The organism is Mycobacterium sp. UNC410CL29Cvi84, assembly GCF_000686745.1.
In the GTDB taxonomy this organism is placed as follows: Bacteria; Actinomycetota; Actinomycetes; order Mycobacteriales; family Mycobacteriaceae; genus Mycobacterium; species Mycobacterium mucogenicum_B.
On the sequence record NZ_JMLM01000013.1, the window covers coordinates 22874 to 37470 of the forward strand.

The window sequence follows — 14597 nt, forward strand, 5'->3', positions numbered from 1 at the left end:
GTCTGCCGCGCGCTCAGTCGGCTTTGGCGTGAACCTGTTGTCCTGCCAGGTAAGTCGCGAGGACTTCCAGGTCAGCGACGTCTTCCGGTGGCACCGTGCGCGGATCGCCGGACAGCACCACCAGGTCTGCGTACTTGCCGACTTCCAGCGAACCGATGACGTCGTCGGAGAACAGCTGCCAGGCCGCGTCGATGGTCTGCGCCCGGATCGCCTGGTCGACGGTCAGCCGTTCCTGCGGCGCCAGCACGCGTCCGCTGGGGGCGGTCCGGGTGGCCGCGACGCTGATGTTGCGCAGCGGCTCCTCGGGCGTCACGGGCGGGTCGTTGTGCAGCGAGATCCGCATGCCGGTCGCGACCGCGGACCCGGCCGGCATCCACACGTCGCCCTTTTCCGGGCCGAAGAGGCCGTCGACGATGACGTCGCCCCAGTAGTGGAGCTGGTCGACGAACACGCTGCACGTGACGCCGAGATCATGGGCGCGCTGCAGCTGCGCCGGCGTGATGGCGCCGACGTGCTCGAGCCGCAGCCGGTGATCGTCGCGCGGCCAGCGTTGCAGCGCTTCTTCATACACATCGAGGATGGTGTCGACACCGTGGTCGCCGTGCACGTGACACGCCATCTGCCAGCCCTGCGGGAAGAAGGTGCCGACGATCTCGGCGAGCTGCTCGCGGGTGTAGTTGGCGTGGCCGCATGACCCGGGCACGACGCCGATGGTGCGGGTGGCCTCGGTGTCCAGGTACGGGAACGTCAGGTCGATGTTGCCGACCCACGGGGACCCGTCGACCCAGATCTTGATGCCGGCCTGCCGGACCATGTCGTCGCCGTTGTCGGGCGACGCGTCGGTGTGCAGCGCCGCGGTGGACATCTCGTAGGTGCGCAGCCGCACGGTGAGCTTGTCGCGCATCTGCTCCAGGACCGGCCGGAACATCGGGTCGAACGCCATCTCCGAGCACGTCGTCAGACCGGCCTGGTTCAGCCGCGCGCATTCGGCGAGCAGCAACGCCGGATAGTCGGTCGGCGACATCACGCCCGTCACGAGCGGGAAGACGGCGGCGGTCTCCACCGCGGTGCCGTCGAGCTCACCGTCGGCGTCGCGGCCGTACTTGGCGCCGTGCGGGTCCGGGGTGTCGCGGGTCAGGCCGGATTTCGCCGCGGCGGCAGAATTGAAGTACGCCTTGTGTCCGGAGTTGTGCACGATCACCAGCGGGGTGTCGGGTGCCGCCGCGTTCAGCCAGGCCAGGGTCAGCTCGGGCAGCCCCTGTTGCAGCAGCGGGTCCCAGCCGTTCAGGTAGGCGCCATCGGCGCCGCGGGCGGCGACCTCGGCATGGATCGCGGCGACGACGTCGTCGGCGTTCGGCATCGTCACCGGCCGGATGTCGACGATGCGGCCGCCGAGCACCACGGCCTCCATCAGCGGGTGGCCGTGCGCCTCGACGAACCCGGGCAGTACGCACCCGGCGACCTCCCGGACCTCGGTGTCGGCACCGATCCACGGCTGCACGTCGTCGCGCGATCCGATGGCCACGATCCGGCCGTCGGTGACGGCGAGCGCCTCGGCGGTGGGTCGGCCGGGGTCGACGGTCACGATGTTTCCGGCGATGACGAGGTCGGCAGGGCTGGCCATGAGGTGGATGCTAGACCGCAGGGCTTGACCTACGGACTAGAACACGTTCTAGTCTTAGGTCATGAGTGACGAGCTGCTGCGCCATCCCCTGCATTCCGGGCACTTGACGGTGGGCGCCCTCAAGCGCAACAAAGACAAGCCGGTCCTGTTCCTCGGCGACACCACACTGACCGGCGGCCAGCTCGCCGACCGCATCAGCCAGTACATTCAGGCCTTCGAGGCGCTCGGCGCCGGCTCGGGCGCCAGCAGCGGCCTGCTGTCCCTCAACCGGCCCGAGGTGCTGATGATCATCGGCGCCAGCCAGACCCAGGGCTACCGGCGCACCGCACTACACCCTCTCGGCTCGCTGGACGATCACGCCTACGTCCTGACCGACGCCGGCGTCACGACCCTGATCATCGACCCCACCGAGGCGTTCGTGGAACGGGCCATCGGCCTGCTCGAGAAGGTCCCGTCGCTCAAGCAGATCCTGACCATCGGCCCGGTGCCGGACGAGCTGATCGGCTCGGCCATCGACCTGGCCGCCGAAGCCGCGAAGTACGAGCCACAGCCGCTGAAGGCCGCCGACCTGGCGCCTGATCACGTCGGCGGACTGACCTACACCGGTGGCACCACCGGCAAGCCCAAGGGCGTCATCGGCACGACGCAGTCCATCAGCACCATGACGACCATCCAGCTGGCCGAATGGGAGTGGCCCGAGCATCCCCGCTTCCTGATGTGCACTCCCCTGTCGCATGCCGGCGCCGCGTTCTTCACCCCGACCATCGTCAAGGGCGGCGAGCTGATCGTGCTCAAGAAGTTCGATCCCGCCGAAGTGCTGCGGGTCATCGAAGAGCAGAAGATCACCGCGACCATGCTCGTGCCGTCGATGATCTACGCGCTGATGGACCACCCCGATTCGCACACGCGCGACCTGTCGTCGCTGGAGACCGTCTACTACGGCGCCTCCGCCATGAACCCGGTGCGCCTCTCCGAGGCCATCCGCCGGTTCGGCCCGATCTTCGCGCAGTACTACGGCCAGTCCGAGGCCCCCATGGTCATCACCTACCTGGCCAAGGGCGAGCACGACGAGAAGCGGCTGACGTCCTGCGGTCGGCCGACGCTGTTCGCGCGGACCGCGCTGCTCGGCGACGACGGCCAACCCGTCAAGCAGGGCGAGGTCGGCGAGATCTGCGTGTCCGGCCCACTGCTGTCGGGTGGCTACTGGAATCTGCCGGAGGCCACCGCCGACACCTTCAAGGACGGCTGGATGCACACCGGCGACCTGGCCCGCGAGGACGAGGACGGGTTCTGGTTCATCGTCGACCGGACCAAGGACATGATCGTCACCGGCGGCTTCAACGTGTTCCCGCGTGAGGTGGAAGACGTTGTCGCCGAACATCCTTCGATCGCCCAGGTCTGCGTCGTCGGCACCCCGGACGAGAAGTGGGGCGAGGCGGTGACGGCCGTCGTCGTGCTGCGTCCCGACGCCGACCGCTCCGAGGAGGCCATCGCGAAGATGACGGCCGAGATTCAGGCCGCGGTCAAGGAACGCAAGGGCTCGGTGCAGTCGCCGAAGCAGGTCGTCATCGCCGACGCCGTGCCGGTGACGGCCCTCGGCAAGCCCGACAAGAAGGCCGTCCGGGCGCAGTTCTGGGCCGGCTCGGAACGCTCTGTCGGCTAGCCCCTACCGAGACGTAAAACTGTCGTTTCCGGCGGAAAAGGCGCTCTACCAACGTTTTCCGTGGGTCGCCTACCGGCCGTCGCGTCGGGTGTCAGTCGACGATGCGTCCATGGGTGGATGGGCTGCCGGGCGATTCTGCGCTTCCCGTCGCCGATGTCCGCCTGAGCGAACTCGACTGGCTTAACCCTCGGATCCCAGTCACCTGGTGACTGGGATCCGAGGGTTAAGCGGCTGTTGCAGTTGATCCTTGAACTGCGGGCGCCGTTTACCCGATGGTTTGCGCCACGAGGGCCACAGGGCATCACCCATGCAACTACGCTGAGGATTACTGCCCGATACTGGCACCAATCCTCAGCACAACCCACCCACGGGGTTCCGCCCGCTTGCGGGGACTGCTCGCGCTAGGTGGGCAATCCCGCCAGGAGGCGGTCGAAGAGCACCGCTGCCGCGGCGGCCGCGCCGTCCGGGTCGGCGGCGACGATGCGGTCGAGCAGCCGGTGATGGTCCTCGAACTCGGTCTCGACGGGCGTCTCGTTCATGACGGACACGCTCGCGGTGATGACCTCGATGAGCCCGAGGTACAGATCGATGAGCATGGTGTTGCCCGACGCGCGCATGACGGCGCAGTGGAATTCGGTGTCGGCGTGGACGAATTCGTCGTGATGACCGGCCCGCTGCTCATCGTCGCGGCCGTCCAGCAGCCGGCGCAGGGTGGCGAGATCGTCGTCGGTCCGGTTGGTGGCGGCGAGGCGCGCGCCTTCCACTTCCAGCCCGCGGCGCACCTGCAGCACATCGCGCAGCTCGTCGCTGCACAGCCGGCGCAGCGCGCCCGACACCTCGCTGGTGGCGCGGACGTACGTGCCGTCGCCCTGCCGCACCTCGAACAGTCCGGCATGCGCCAGTGCCCGCACGGCCTCGCGCACGGTGTTGCGGCCGACCCCGAGGGCTTCGACGAGATCGGTCTCGTTCGGGATGCGATGTCCAACGGGCCATTCCCCGTCCGCGACCGAGCCCCGGAGCTGTTCGATGACCTGCTCGACCAAGCCGGCCCGGCGGGCTGTGTTCAGCGCCACGCAATCATCCTTTCAACCAATCATAGGATGTATGGCATCCTAGCAGGATGAGTGCTGCCGTGAACGGAACCCCACACGCCCGTTACGAAGATGAATTGGCACTCGAGCTCGATGGTGCCATCGAGATCACCGACATCCCGGCAAGCCCGAACACGCGTCTCGCCAGCGGCGTCCTGCTGGCCCTCGCCGTCGTCGTCACCGCGCTGAATCTGCGGCCGTCGGTCACCAGCGTCGCTCCCCTGCTCGGCGAGATGCGCACCGCACTCGGGGTGTCATCGGTCTGGGCCGGCATCCTGACCACCCTGCCCGTGCTGTGCTTCTCGGCCGCCGGCGCCACCGCGCCATTGCTGTCCAAACGACTCGGCCTGGGCCGGACCGTCACGCTCGCACTGCTGGCACTGGCCGTCGGACTGATGGTGCGACCGTTCGGCGACGGCGGCCTCATGCTCGGCGCCACCCTGCTCGCCTCGTCGGGCATCGCGCTGGCGAACGTGCTGATCCCGGTGGTCATCAAGAGTTCGTTCCCCGCCCGCGTCGGCCTGATGACGGGCATCTACACCAGCGCACTGCAGGCCGGCGGCGCCTTCGGTGCCGCGGTCACCCCGGCCGTCGAACAGAGCGTCGGCGGCTGGCGTCCGTCGCTGGTCATCTGGGCGGCCCTCGCGCTGGCCGCGCTGCTGCTGTGGGTCCCCGCGGCCCGGCGCCACCGCACCGACTGGGCCGCCACCGCGGCACAGGCCACCAGACGCCGCTCGCTGTTGCGCAACCCGCTCGCGTGGACGGTGACGGTCTACATGGGCAGCCAGTCGTTCCTGGCCTACGTCATGATGGGTTGGCTCCCACAGATTTTCATCGACAACGGCATGGACAAGACCAGTGCCGGCGTGATGTCCGGGGTGATGTCCCTGATCGGCGTCCCGATCGCGCTCCTGATCTCGCCGCTGGCCGCCCGCACGACACACCAGAGCCTGTGGAACGTCGGCCTCGGTGTGCTGGGTGTATCCGGCACCATCGGCCTGCTGATCGCGCCGATGGCAGCTCCGGTGCTGTGGAGCACGATGATCGGCATCGGGTTGAGCGCGTTCTCGCTGGCGCTGACCATCATCGCGCTGCGCGCCCGCAACGCCGAGGACACCGCACAGCTCTCGGGGATGGCGCAGGGCTTCGGCTACCTGTTCGCCAGCACCGGCCCGTTCCTGTTCGGGCTGCTGCACGACATGTCCGGCGACTGGCACGTCCCGTTCGTGTTGTTCTTCACCGTCTACGCGGTGCAGTTGACGGCCGGCTGGTTCGCCGGACGCAACCGCTACGTCTAGCTAGTACTGCGGCGGATAGCCCGGGTAGCCGGTGGGAGCGACGGGCGCCGCCTGCCCGCTCTTCCACCGGCACCACTGCTGCGTCGAATTCAGCGCGGCCAGCACGCCGGTGGCGACCGCGAACACGATCGGTATCGCGGCGCTCAACACCGATACGCCCGCCATCCCCGGCAGTCCTTCGTAGCCACCACCGAGCGTCGTGTCGAGCCGCTTGAGGATCGTGAGTGCGGCGAACACACCGATGACGTTCGACAGCACCACGACGGTGCAACCGCCCATGACGATCCAGCGGCCCACCCCACGCCCGAGAATCAGCAGCACGCCGCCGACGAGCAGCGCGATCGCCACGACCGTCTGCACGAACGCCATGCCGGTGGTCAGGCTCATCAGGCTGGATTTCACTTCGCTCGCGTAGGAACTGGTCAACGCGCCGAGCGTCGCGACCGCGTACCAGCTGGAGAACGCCTGGAACGCTGTCGACACGGCGCCGAGCATGCTGAGCACCGCGGCGATGATCGCCGTGACGCCGGATGGGCCGGCGGGTCCGGCGGGCATGGGTGCGCCGTAACCCGCGGGCTGGGGGTACTGCGGCTGCGGGTACTGCGGATAGGGCACGTTCGGCGGCACACCGGGAGCGCCGTACGGGTTGGGCCCATACGGTTGACCCGGTGGTTGGCCGGGTCCGAACTGCCCAGGCCCGAATTGCCCGGGGGGCCACTGATTCGACATCGAAACCCTCCTTCAGCTGGGCGAACATAGCACGCCAGCGCGGTTTCGGCGCCTCGTCTAGCCTCGGGTCATGGCCCCGGACAGCGACGCGAATCTCAAGCCACCCTGGTGGCTCAAGCCCATGAACAAGGTGATGATGGCGGTCATGCGGGTGGTCCCGATCAAGGGCCCCGTGGTGCTGACCGTGCCCGGCCGCAAGTCCGGTGAACCGCGGTCGACGCCCATCACCCCGTTCGAGGTCGACGGCCGGCGCTACGTGGTGGGCGGGTTCCCGAACGCCGACTGGGTGCGCAACGCGCGCGCCGCCGCCACCGCGACCGTGACCCAGGGCCGGCACCACGAAGAGGTCCGGCTGTTCGAGGTGCCCGCCGAAGAAGCCCGCCCGCTGTTGCGGCAGTTCCCCATCCTGGTGCCGACGGGCGTCGGCTTCATGAAGAACGCCGGCCTCGTGACCGGGCCCAACCCCGACGAATTCGAAGCGCTCGCCGGCCGCTGCGCGGTGTTCCGGTTCGACCCCGTCTAGACACCGACGAGCGTGGGGGCTGACGCGAAATTCTGGACGAATTTCCGCGTCAGCCCCCACGCTCGGTAGCCGGCTAGATGTGCGGCGCGTTCTTGATCGGGGCGTCCTGCTGGCCGACCGTCTGACACCAGGCCAGCGCCGACGCGCGCGTCCCCGACACCTCCAGCGACGACGGATCGGCGCCCTTGCGGTCCTTGATCATCTTGTTGACCGCTTCGTTCTGCGTCTTCTCGTCGGCGCCGACGAAGTCCTTGCACTTGGTGTCGCCGCCCTGCACGGCCGGCGAGCATCCGACCAGCATCAGTCCGGCAATGACACTCGACACCACCACGCCTGCTGACCGCTTCATCAAGGTCCTCCTGTATTCGGGCCGCGAACGGCCGCTGTTTGTGTCCGATCTAGTACCCCTGGGTGGCGCGGGCCAAACACCGTCGGCTCTAAGGTCGAGGCGTGAACGCAGACAATCCGTTTGACCCGCAGCTCTGGCAGCCGGTGACCGACCTCGGTGAACTCACCGACATCACCTACCACCGCCACGTGCTGGACGGTAAGCCGCAGCCGACGGTCCGGATCGCCTTCGACCGGCCCGAGGTCCGCAACGCCTTCCGGCCGCACACCGTCGACGAGCTGTACCGCGCCCTCGACCACGCCCGAATGAGCCCCGACGTCGGCGTCATCCTGCTCACCGGCAACGGACCGTCGCCGAAGGACGGCGGCTGGGCCTTCTGCTCCGGTGGCGACCAGCGCATCCGCGGCCGCAGCGGTTACCAGTACGCGTCCGGCGAGACCGCCGAGTCCGTCGACCCGGCCCGCGCCGGGCGGCTGCACATCCTCGAGGTGCAGCGGCTCATCCGGTTCATGCCCAAGCCCGTGATCTGCCTCGTCAACGGCTGGGCGGCCGGCGGCGGCCACAGCCTGCACGTGGTCTGCGACCTGACCCTGGCCAGCCGCGAACACGCCCGCTTCAAGCAGACCGACGCCGACGTCGGCAGCTTCGACGGCGGCTACGGCAGCGCGTACCTGGCGCGGCAGACCGGGCAGAAGTTCGCCCGCGAGATCTTCTTCCTGGGCCGCGCCTACGACGCCGAGACCATGCACAAGATGGGCGCCGTCAACGAGGTCGTGGACCACAAGGACCTGGAAACCGTTGCGCTGCAATGGGCCACCGAGATCAACGGCAAGTCGCCGCAGGCCATCCGGATGCTGAAGTTCGCGTTCAACCTGCTCGACGACGGCCTGGTGGGCCAGCAGATCTTCGCCGGCGAGGCCACCCGACTGGCCTACATGACCGACGAAGCCGTCGAGGGCCGGGACGCGTTCCTCCAGAAGCGCGACCCGGACTGGAGCGAGTTCCCGCGCTACTTCTGAGGTTCGCCGGGGTCCTGCCGCGGTGCTGTCCGCCATACGGACGACAGCCCGCTGTGTGCTTTCCCATGAGTGCGCTGTGTATCCGCTTAGGCGCGCGTCGACGGCGGGCACCGCGCGTCACACTTGGGGCGTGGACGTCGGGACGCGAGCGCGAATCGGCCAGTGGGCGCTGGGGGTCGAGGGTTTCGCGCTGGGCGTCTTCGGCGGCGCCGGCCTGGCCTGGTCCATGGCGAACCCGCATTTCGGTGCCGCCGGGGCGCCGATCATGTGGCTGCGGGTGACGCCGCTGCACTGCTCGCTGCTGCTCGTCGTCGGCGTGCTGACCGTCTTCGCCGCGTTCGGCCGCAGCGCGGCGCTGTTCAACCGCATCGCCGCCGTCGGCTGGTTCATCGTGACGGCGGTGTGTGTGGTGGCAACCTCGAGTCACAGCCCGGGACCTCTGGGTTTCGACTCACGTGACACCGTGCTGTACGCGATCCTCACCGGCTACAACGTGGCGCTCGCGGCGTGGTTCGCCTTCCCCAAACGAACCAAGCCCGTCGAGCAGCCACCGCGCCGGTTCCACCGTCGTCACTCAGACGCGATCGGATCCCGCTGATCCCTGTTAGCCTCCCGGGGTGAGCGAGCCGAGTTACTCCGACGCCGAACGCGCAGCCGTCTACCGCGTCATGTCCGAGCGTCGGGACATGCGGCACTTCACGCCGAATTCCACAGTGCCCGAAGAGGTTCTGCGCCGCATCCTGGAGGCCGCGCACACGGCGCCGAGTGTCGGGCTGATGCAGCCGTGGCGTTTCCTGCGCATCACCGACCCGGCCGTCCGCACGGCGATCAAGAAGCTCGTCGATGCCGAGCGCATCCAGACCGGCGAGGCCCTCGGACCGCGCGAGGCGGAGTTCCTGGCGCTGAAGGTCGAGGGCATCGGCGACTGCGCCGAGCTCTTCGTGGTGGCCCTCGGTGACGATCGCGAACGCCACATCTTCGGCCGCCGCACCATGCCCTACATGGACCTGGCGTCGGTGTCCTGCGCCATTCAGAACATGTGGCTGGCGGCCCGCGCGGAAGGCCTTGGACTGGGCTGGGTTTCGCTGTTCGACCCGGCCGAGCTGGCCGCCCTGCTGGGTATGCCCGAGGGTGCCGACCCGATCGCGGTGCTGTGCGTCGGGCCGGTACCGGAGTTCCCCGACCGTCCCGAACTCGAGATCGTCGGCTGGACGACGGCGCGCCCGCTCGACGAACTCGTGTACACCAACGTCTGGCCTGTCACCGGAGCGAGCTGACGCCCCGGCCCTAAGCTCAGGGTGTGAGCAAGAGTCCGCTACAGCGCGTCGCCGAGAGCCTGCTGCTCGCCGGCATGCGGCCGCCCCTGATCGAACGGTTGTCGGGCCACGGCGAGGTCGACCTGGCCGGGAAACGCATCGTGCTGACGGGAGCGTCGTCGGGCATCGGAGAGGCGGCCGCCGCCAAGTTCGCGCGCCTCGGAGCGACGGTCGTCATCGTCGCCCGCCGGGCCGACCTGCTGGACAAGGTGGCCGCCCGGATCACCCACAGCGGTGGCGACGCCATCGCGCGGCCGTGCGACCTGTCTGACATGGACGCCATCGACAAACTGGTCACCGACGTGAAAGCCGAGCTGGGCGGCGTCGACATCCTGATCAACAACGCCGGCCGGTCGATCCGCCGCCCGCTCGCCGAGTCCCTGGACCGCTGGCACGACGTCGAACGCACCATGACGCTCAACTACTACTCGCCGCTGCGCCTCATCCGCGGCTTCGCCCCCGGCATGATCGAGCGCGGCGACGGGCACATCATCAACGTGTCCACGTGGGGTGTCATGAACGAGTCGTCGCCGCTGTTCGCGGTCTACAACGCTTCCAAATCGGCGCTGACCGCGGTGAGCCGGGTGATCGAAACCGAGTGGGGCGCAAGCGGAGTGCACTCCTCGACGCTGTTCTATCCATTGGTCAAGACGCCGATGATCGCGCCGACCCGCGCCTTCGACGGGATGCCCGGCCTGTCGGCCGACGAGGCCGCCGACTGGATGATCACGGCGGCCAAGACCCGTCCGGTGCGGATCGCGCCCCGGATCGCGGTGACGTCGCACGCGCTCAACAGTTTCGTACCCGGCGTGGTCGACCAGATGATGAAACGCCGACGCGCGCAATCGATCGGGTGACGCGATGGAGATCCTCGCCAGCCGCATCCTGATCCGGCCCGTCGACTACGCGAAGTCGGTGGCCTTCTACCGCGACGCCATCGGCCTGGCCATCGCCCGCGAATACGGTGCCGGCACAGTGTTTTACGCCGGGCAGTCACTCATCGAGCTCGCCGGCCACGGCCGTCCCGACGACGGCCCGACGGCGCCGTTCCCGGGGGCGCTGTGGCTGCAGGTGCGGGATGTCTACCAGACGCAGGCCGAGCTCGAGGCCCGCGGGGTGCCGATCTCCCGTGCGGCACAACAGGAGCCGTGGGGCCTGCACGAACTGCATGTCACCGATCCCGATCAGGTCACCTTGATCTTCGTCCAGGTGCCCGACACCCACCCACTACGACGCGACACCCGGAGTTAGCACTCCGGGTGTCGCGGGTGGGGTGTGCTGCGGCGCGTCAGCGAGCCGGCGTCGCCAGCGGCCAGCCAACCGAGGCCAGCCGCGCGGATACCTGGTGGATGTCGTCAGCGCTGGGTTCCTGGTTGGTGACGTTCGCGATCGCGGCCTGAATCTCGGCCTCGGTGACGGGGCTCTCGCCGTCGTTGGTGCGCAGGATGGACCGCGCCGCCTCGACGACCTCGTCCTCCGTGAGCGACCGCTTCAGCAGGGCGAGCACCGGGTAGTAGTCCTTCGGCGGCACGCCGTCGGGATATCCCGCCCGCAGCCACTTCAGGACGTTTTCGAACAATCCGTTGGATTCGGTCATTTTCGGGGGCTCACTTCTTCAGGAAGGGGAACAGGTCGACGCCGGTGTGGTGGATGATCGTCGACCGGGTGATCCACAGGATCGCGGCCAGGACCACTGCTCCGACCAACACGAACAGCGCCAGACCGAGGTACTTGAGGACCGGGTTGGGCGCCGCGACCGTCCCGTCGGAGTGCTCGCCGCCGGCTCCGTTGGAGTAGGCGACCAGACCAGTCGCGAAGATCGCGGGCAGGCCGGCGCCGAGGACCAGCCCCACGACGAGCACCTTGAAGATGGCTTCCACGTAATTCATCAGTGATTCCTTCTGGTTCGGTTCGCGGGGAATCAGACGCCGGCGGATTCGGGCGACTTGGCAGCGGCGTCACGGACGTCGGCGGGCACCACGGAGTTGGTCGACGCGTCCCAGTCGGCGTTGACGTTGTTGTGGTCGACCTTCTGCTGCTGCGCACGCCAGTACATGAAGCCCGACAGCGCGACCAGGATGACGAAGATCGTGCCGTCGCCGACCAGCGCGGAACCGGTGGCGGACTTCAGTCCGTAGGACAGCCAGTACGACAGCGCACCGACCAGCGCCGCGGCCGGCAGCGTGATCAGCCAGGCCATGGCCATACGTCCGGCGACGGCCCAGCGGACCGAGGCTCCCGGCTTGCCGACGCCACTGCCCAGGATCGAACCGGTGGCGACGTGGGTGGTCGACAGCGCCATGCCGGCGGCGCTGGAGCTCAGGATGATCGCGGCCGAGGACGCCTCGGCGGCCAGGCCCTGCGGGGACTCGATCTCGACGAGGCCCTTGCCCAGGGTGCGGATGACGCGCCAGCCGCCGATGTAGGTGCCCAGACCGATGGCCAGGGCGCAGGAGGCGATGATCCAGAACGGCAGGCCGTCCTTCTTCACGTCGCCGGTCAGGTGGCCGGTGGTGATGAGGGCCAGGGCGATGACACCCATGGTCTTCTGCGCGTCGTTGGTGCCGTGGGACAGCGCGACGAGCGATGCGGTCGCGATCTGGCCCCAACGGAAGCCTTCTTCCCGGCGCTTCTTGATGACGTTGCGCGTGATCCGGTAGACCAGCCAGGTTCCGACGGCGGCCACGAGGCCCGCGATGAACGGGGCGGCGACGGCGGGGATCAGCACCTTCTGGATGACACCGGTCCAGTTGATGCCCGCGGTGCCGAGCGCGGCCAGGCCGGCACCGATCAGTCCGCCGAAGAGCGCGTGCGACGAGCTGGAAGGGATGCCGAACAGCCAGGTGAGGAGGTTCCACAGGATGCCGCCGATGAGGCCGGCGAAGATGATGGTGAGTCCGGTCGATGCGTCGATGGACTTCAGTAGGTGCCCGGACTTACTGTCCTGAATCTTCAGCACCGAGGTGGTGACGGTGACGGCGACCTCGACTGACAGGAACGCGCCGACCAAGTTCAGGACGCCGGCCAGCAGCACGGCGGTCTTGGGCTTCAGCGCGCCTGTGGCGATCGAGGTCGCCATGGCATTACCGGTATCGTGAAATCCATTCGTGAAGTCAAATGCCAGTGCTGTTGCGATCAACAGCACCAGGATGACTAGCTCTGCGCTCATGGCGCTCATTCTGGTGTAACAGCGCCGTTTTTTGCGAGTTACAGCCACCCCGAAATCTGATGACGACCTGGCTCTTTCCAGTTCTGTTCAATGTGTTCACTGAGTGTTCATCGGCTCGTGAGGCGCGGTTCCACCGCCAACGCGCTGTTCAAGGACGTGAGGACTACCGTGTCGGTGTGCCCGCGGCCCGCGTCTACCGTTTCGGGGCGCAGGATTGCGGCAATCGATAGGGACGACGCTGGACGTCCCGGACCTGGAGGAGGTGACGTCATGAACATTTTTCTCACCAAGATCGTGGCGTGGCTGCAGGCCGGATACCCCGACGGCATCCCCGCCACCGACCGCGTGCCGCTGTTGGCGCTGCTGTCGCGGCGCCTGACCAACGACGAGGTCAAGTCTGTCGCACGCGGGCTGATGAATCGTGGCGAATTCGATGACATCGACATCGGCGTACTGATCACGCGCATCACCGATGAACTCCCCCGCGGCGAGGACGTCGAGCGCGTGCGTGCGCGGCTGGCCGCCAAAGGCTGGCCCCTCGACGACCCCCGCGACCCGGCCGAAGGCGAGCCCGGCGACGGAGGCGTGGCATAGCTGTTCTGCACCCGGTCGCCGTCGGATCCGGCGACGCGGCCCTCGCCTTGATCCCCGCGCTGGCCCAGGCCCTCGACGGCCGCGGCACGCTGCTGCCGGTGCCGGCCGACGATGACCGCCAGGCCACGTTGCTGACGGAAACGTTGCGGGCCGGAGAGTCCGTCGACGACGACGTGGCCCTGGTGGTCTCGACGTCGGGTTCCACCGGAATCCCCAAGGGCGCCTTGCTTTCCGCCGCCGCGCTGCATGCCAGCGCCGACGCCACGCACGACCGGCTCGGCGGCCCCGGCCGCTGGCTGCTGGCCCTGCCCGCCTACCACGTCGCCGGAGTGCAGGTCCTGGTGCGCAGCCTGCGGGCCGGCACCACGCCCATCGCGCTGGACCCGGGCTTCGATGTCAGTGAACTACCTTCTGCCGTAAACGCTTTGGGTCCCGGCCGGCGCTACACGTCCCTGGTTTCAGTACAGCTGGCGAAGATCCTGGCCGATCCCGCCGCGACCGAGGCGCTGGCCGAACTGGACGCCGTCTTGATCGGCGGCGGCCCCATGCCGCCGGGGCTCGGCGAAAAAGCCACGGCCGCAGGCATTTCCGTGGTCCGCACCTACGGGATGAGCGAAACCAGCGGCGGCTGCGTCTATGACGGCACACCACTGAACGGCGTCCGGCTGCGCATCGACGACACCGGCCGAATCTCGTTGGGCGGTCCCACGCTAGCGTCGGGTTACCGAAACCCCGTCGACCCGTCGCCGTTTGTGGATGGCTGGTTCGTCACCGATGACATTGGCGCAGTGGATGATTCGGGCGTGCTGCGGGTACTGGGCCGCATCGACGACGCCATCGCCACCGGTGGCCTGAAGGTGCTGCCCGCGCTCGTCGAGTCGGCCCTGGCCGGCCATCCGGCCATCGCCGAATGCGCCGTGTTCGGCGTGCCCGACGAACGGCTGGGCCAACGGGTGGCCGTCGCCGTCGTACTCCACCCAGGCGCGGACGCACCCACCGTCGCTGACCTGCGAGAACACGTCAGCGCCACGCTGGCCGCCACCGCCGCCCCACGTGAGGTGCACGTGGTCGCCGAACTCCCCCGCCGCGGGATCGGCAAGCTGGATCGGCGGGCGCTGACGCTGCAGTACCAGAAAAACGCCTGATCGGCCCGTGATGCCGGTCACAGCATCGGCGCTTGATTCGGTGGCGGGCCCGGCTCTCTGGGACCCTGGAACGCGGA

At 68.3% G+C, this 14597-nt stretch carries 17 protein-coding genes; 10 read left to right on the top strand and 7 right to left on the bottom strand.

Features of this window, described 5'->3' with window-relative positions; translation table 11 throughout:
• Window positions 1–13: 13 nt before the first annotated feature.
• Window positions 14–1624 carry an amidohydrolase gene (locus BR47_RS0118865; RefSeq protein WP_020101253.1) on the bottom strand — a complete coding sequence of 537 codons (1611 nt, stop codon included), beginning with the start codon at window positions 1622–1624 and terminating at the stop codon, window positions 14–16.
• A gap of 61 nt (window positions 1625–1685) precedes the next feature.
• On the opposite strand from BR47_RS0118865, the gene fadD8 reads away from it, so the two are divergent.
• Window positions 1686–3287 carry a fatty-acid--CoA ligase FadD8 gene (gene fadD8 / locus BR47_RS0118870; RefSeq protein WP_029120468.1) on the top strand — a complete coding sequence of 534 codons (1602 nt, stop codon included), beginning with the start codon at window positions 1686–1688 and terminating at the stop codon, window positions 3285–3287.
• A 401-nt stretch (window positions 3288–3688) separates the two neighbouring features.
• Here fadD8 and BR47_RS0118875 read toward each other — a convergent pair whose 3' ends face one another.
• Window positions 3689–4360, bottom strand: coding sequence for a FadR/GntR family transcriptional regulator (locus BR47_RS0118875; RefSeq protein WP_020101251.1), 672 nt, complete (start codon window positions 4358–4360; stop codon window positions 3689–3691).
• 47 nt (window positions 4361–4407) lie between these two features.
• Between BR47_RS0118875 and BR47_RS0118880 the strand changes: the two genes are divergently transcribed.
• Entirely contained in the window at window positions 4408–5676 is a 1269-nt protein-coding gene (locus BR47_RS0118880; protein WP_029120469.1) for a CynX/NimT family MFS transporter, read from the top strand.
• Here BR47_RS0118880 and BR47_RS0118885 read toward each other — a convergent pair whose 3' ends face one another.
• Complete coding sequence (locus tag BR47_RS0118885) at window positions 5677–6405, bottom strand: hypothetical protein (protein ID WP_141772267.1); 729 nt, start codon at window positions 6403–6405, stop codon at window positions 5677–5679.
• 70 nt (window positions 6406–6475) lie between these two features.
• On the opposite strand from BR47_RS0118885, the gene BR47_RS0118890 reads away from it, so the two are divergent.
• Window positions 6476–6928 (top strand): nitroreductase family deazaflavin-dependent oxidoreductase, encoded by a 453-nt coding sequence (locus BR47_RS0118890; RefSeq protein WP_020101248.1) that lies wholly within the window; start codon window positions 6476–6478, stop codon window positions 6926–6928.
• A 73-nt stretch (window positions 6929–7001) separates the two neighbouring features.
• Here the strand turns inward: BR47_RS0118890 and BR47_RS0118895 are convergent, their stop codons facing one another.
• A complete protein-coding gene (locus tag BR47_RS0118895) occupies window positions 7002–7277 on the bottom strand; it encodes a hypothetical protein (protein WP_029105169.1) in 276 nt (91 codons plus the stop codon).
• A 101-nt stretch (window positions 7278–7378) separates the two neighbouring features.
• Between BR47_RS0118895 and BR47_RS0118900 the strand changes: the two genes are divergently transcribed.
• The 5 genes from BR47_RS0118900 to BR47_RS0118920 all read left to right on the top strand — a co-directional run bounded on the left by BR47_RS0118900 (window position 7379) and on the right by BR47_RS0118920 (window position 10863).
• Window positions 7379–8296 (top strand): 1,4-dihydroxy-2-naphthoyl-CoA synthase, encoded by a 918-nt coding sequence (locus BR47_RS0118900; protein WP_029120470.1) that lies wholly within the window; start codon window positions 7379–7381, stop codon window positions 8294–8296.
• Window positions 8297–8426: 130 nt separating this feature from the next.
• A complete protein-coding gene (locus BR47_RS0118905; protein WP_020101245.1) occupies window positions 8427–8894 on the top strand; it encodes a hypothetical protein in 468 nt (155 codons plus the stop codon).
• A gap of 19 nt (window positions 8895–8913) precedes the next feature.
• A complete protein-coding gene (gene bluB, locus BR47_RS0118910) occupies window positions 8914–9573 on the top strand; it encodes a 5,6-dimethylbenzimidazole synthase (RefSeq protein WP_029120471.1) in 660 nt (219 codons plus the stop codon).
• Between the two features lie 23 nt (window positions 9574–9596).
• Window positions 9597–10469, top strand: coding sequence for an SDR family oxidoreductase (locus BR47_RS0118915; RefSeq protein WP_029120472.1), 873 nt, complete (start codon window positions 9597–9599; stop codon window positions 10467–10469).
• A 4-nt stretch (window positions 10470–10473) separates the two neighbouring features.
• A complete protein-coding gene (locus BR47_RS0118920; protein ID WP_029120473.1) occupies window positions 10474–10863 on the top strand; it encodes a VOC family protein in 390 nt (129 codons plus the stop codon).
• 37 nt (window positions 10864–10900) lie between these two features.
• On the opposite strand, the gene BR47_RS0118925 is transcribed toward BR47_RS0118920, so the two are convergent.
• Genes BR47_RS0118925 through BR47_RS0118935 form a run of 3 tightly spaced genes read right to left on the bottom strand, consistent with a single transcriptional unit; the run spans window position 10901 to window position 12781 of the window.
• Entirely contained in the window at window positions 10901–11209 is a 309-nt protein-coding gene (locus tag BR47_RS0118925; RefSeq protein ID WP_020101241.1) for a DUF3349 domain-containing protein, read from the bottom strand.
• Between the two features lie 10 nt (window positions 11210–11219).
• Entirely contained in the window at window positions 11220–11501 is a 282-nt protein-coding gene (locus tag BR47_RS0118930) for a hypothetical protein (protein ID WP_020101240.1), read from the bottom strand.
• A gap of 32 nt (window positions 11502–11533) precedes the next feature.
• Window positions 11534–12781, bottom strand: coding sequence for an inorganic phosphate transporter (locus BR47_RS0118935; RefSeq protein WP_029120474.1), 1248 nt, complete (start codon window positions 12779–12781; stop codon window positions 11534–11536).
• Between the two features lie 270 nt (window positions 12782–13051).
• On the opposite strand from BR47_RS0118935, the gene BR47_RS0118940 reads away from it, so the two are divergent.
• On the top strand, window positions 13052–13375 hold the full coding sequence (locus BR47_RS0118940; RefSeq protein ID WP_020101238.1) for a DUF3349 domain-containing protein: 324 nt from the start codon (window positions 13052–13054) through the stop codon (window positions 13373–13375).
• Between the two features lie 47 nt (window positions 13376–13422).
• Window positions 13423–14520, top strand: a complete 1098-nt coding sequence (menE, locus tag BR47_RS0118945) for an o-succinylbenzoate--CoA ligase (RefSeq protein ID WP_218137127.1) — start codon at window positions 13423–13425, stop codon at window positions 14518–14520.
• Window positions 14521–14597 lie beyond the last annotated feature (77 nt).

Bases quoted from the DNA above. Each gene is read 5' to 3' on its own strand.
- BR47_RS0118865 (WP_020101253.1), bottom strand. From the start codon at position 1,624: ATGGCCAGCCCTGCCGACCTCGTCATCGCCGGAAACATCGTGACCGTC.
- fadD8 (WP_029120468.1), top strand. From the start codon at position 1,686: ATGAGTGACGAGCTGCTGCGCCATCCCCTGCATTCCGGGCACTTGACG.
- BR47_RS0118880 (WP_029120469.1), top strand. From the start codon at position 4,408: ATGAGTGCTGCCGTGAACGGAACCCCACACGCCCGTTACGAAGATGAA.
- BR47_RS0118885 (WP_141772267.1), bottom strand. From the start codon at position 6,405: ATGTCGAATCAGTGGCCCCCCGGGCAATTCGGGCCTGGGCAGTTCGGA.
- BR47_RS0118890 (WP_020101248.1), top strand. From the start codon at position 6,476: ATGGCCCCGGACAGCGACGCGAATCTCAAGCCACCCTGGTGGCTCAAG.
- BR47_RS0118895 (WP_029105169.1), bottom strand. From the start codon at position 7,277: ATGAAGCGGTCAGCAGGCGTGGTGGTGTCGAGTGTCATTGCCGGACTG.
- BR47_RS0118920 (WP_029120473.1), top strand. From the start codon at position 10,474: ATGGAGATCCTCGCCAGCCGCATCCTGATCCGGCCCGTCGACTACGCG.
- BR47_RS0118925 (WP_020101241.1), bottom strand. From the start codon at position 11,209: ATGACCGAATCCAACGGATTGTTCGAAAACGTCCTGAAGTGGCTGCGG.
- BR47_RS0118930 (WP_020101240.1), bottom strand. From the start codon at position 11,501: ATGAATTACGTGGAAGCCATCTTCAAGGTGCTCGTCGTGGGGCTGGTC.
- BR47_RS0118935 (WP_029120474.1), bottom strand. From the start codon at position 12,781: ATGAGCGCAGAGCTAGTCATCCTGGTGCTGTTGATCGCAACAGCACTG.
- BR47_RS0118940 (WP_020101238.1), top strand. From the start codon at position 13,052: ATGAACATTTTTCTCACCAAGATCGTGGCGTGGCTGCAGGCCGGATAC.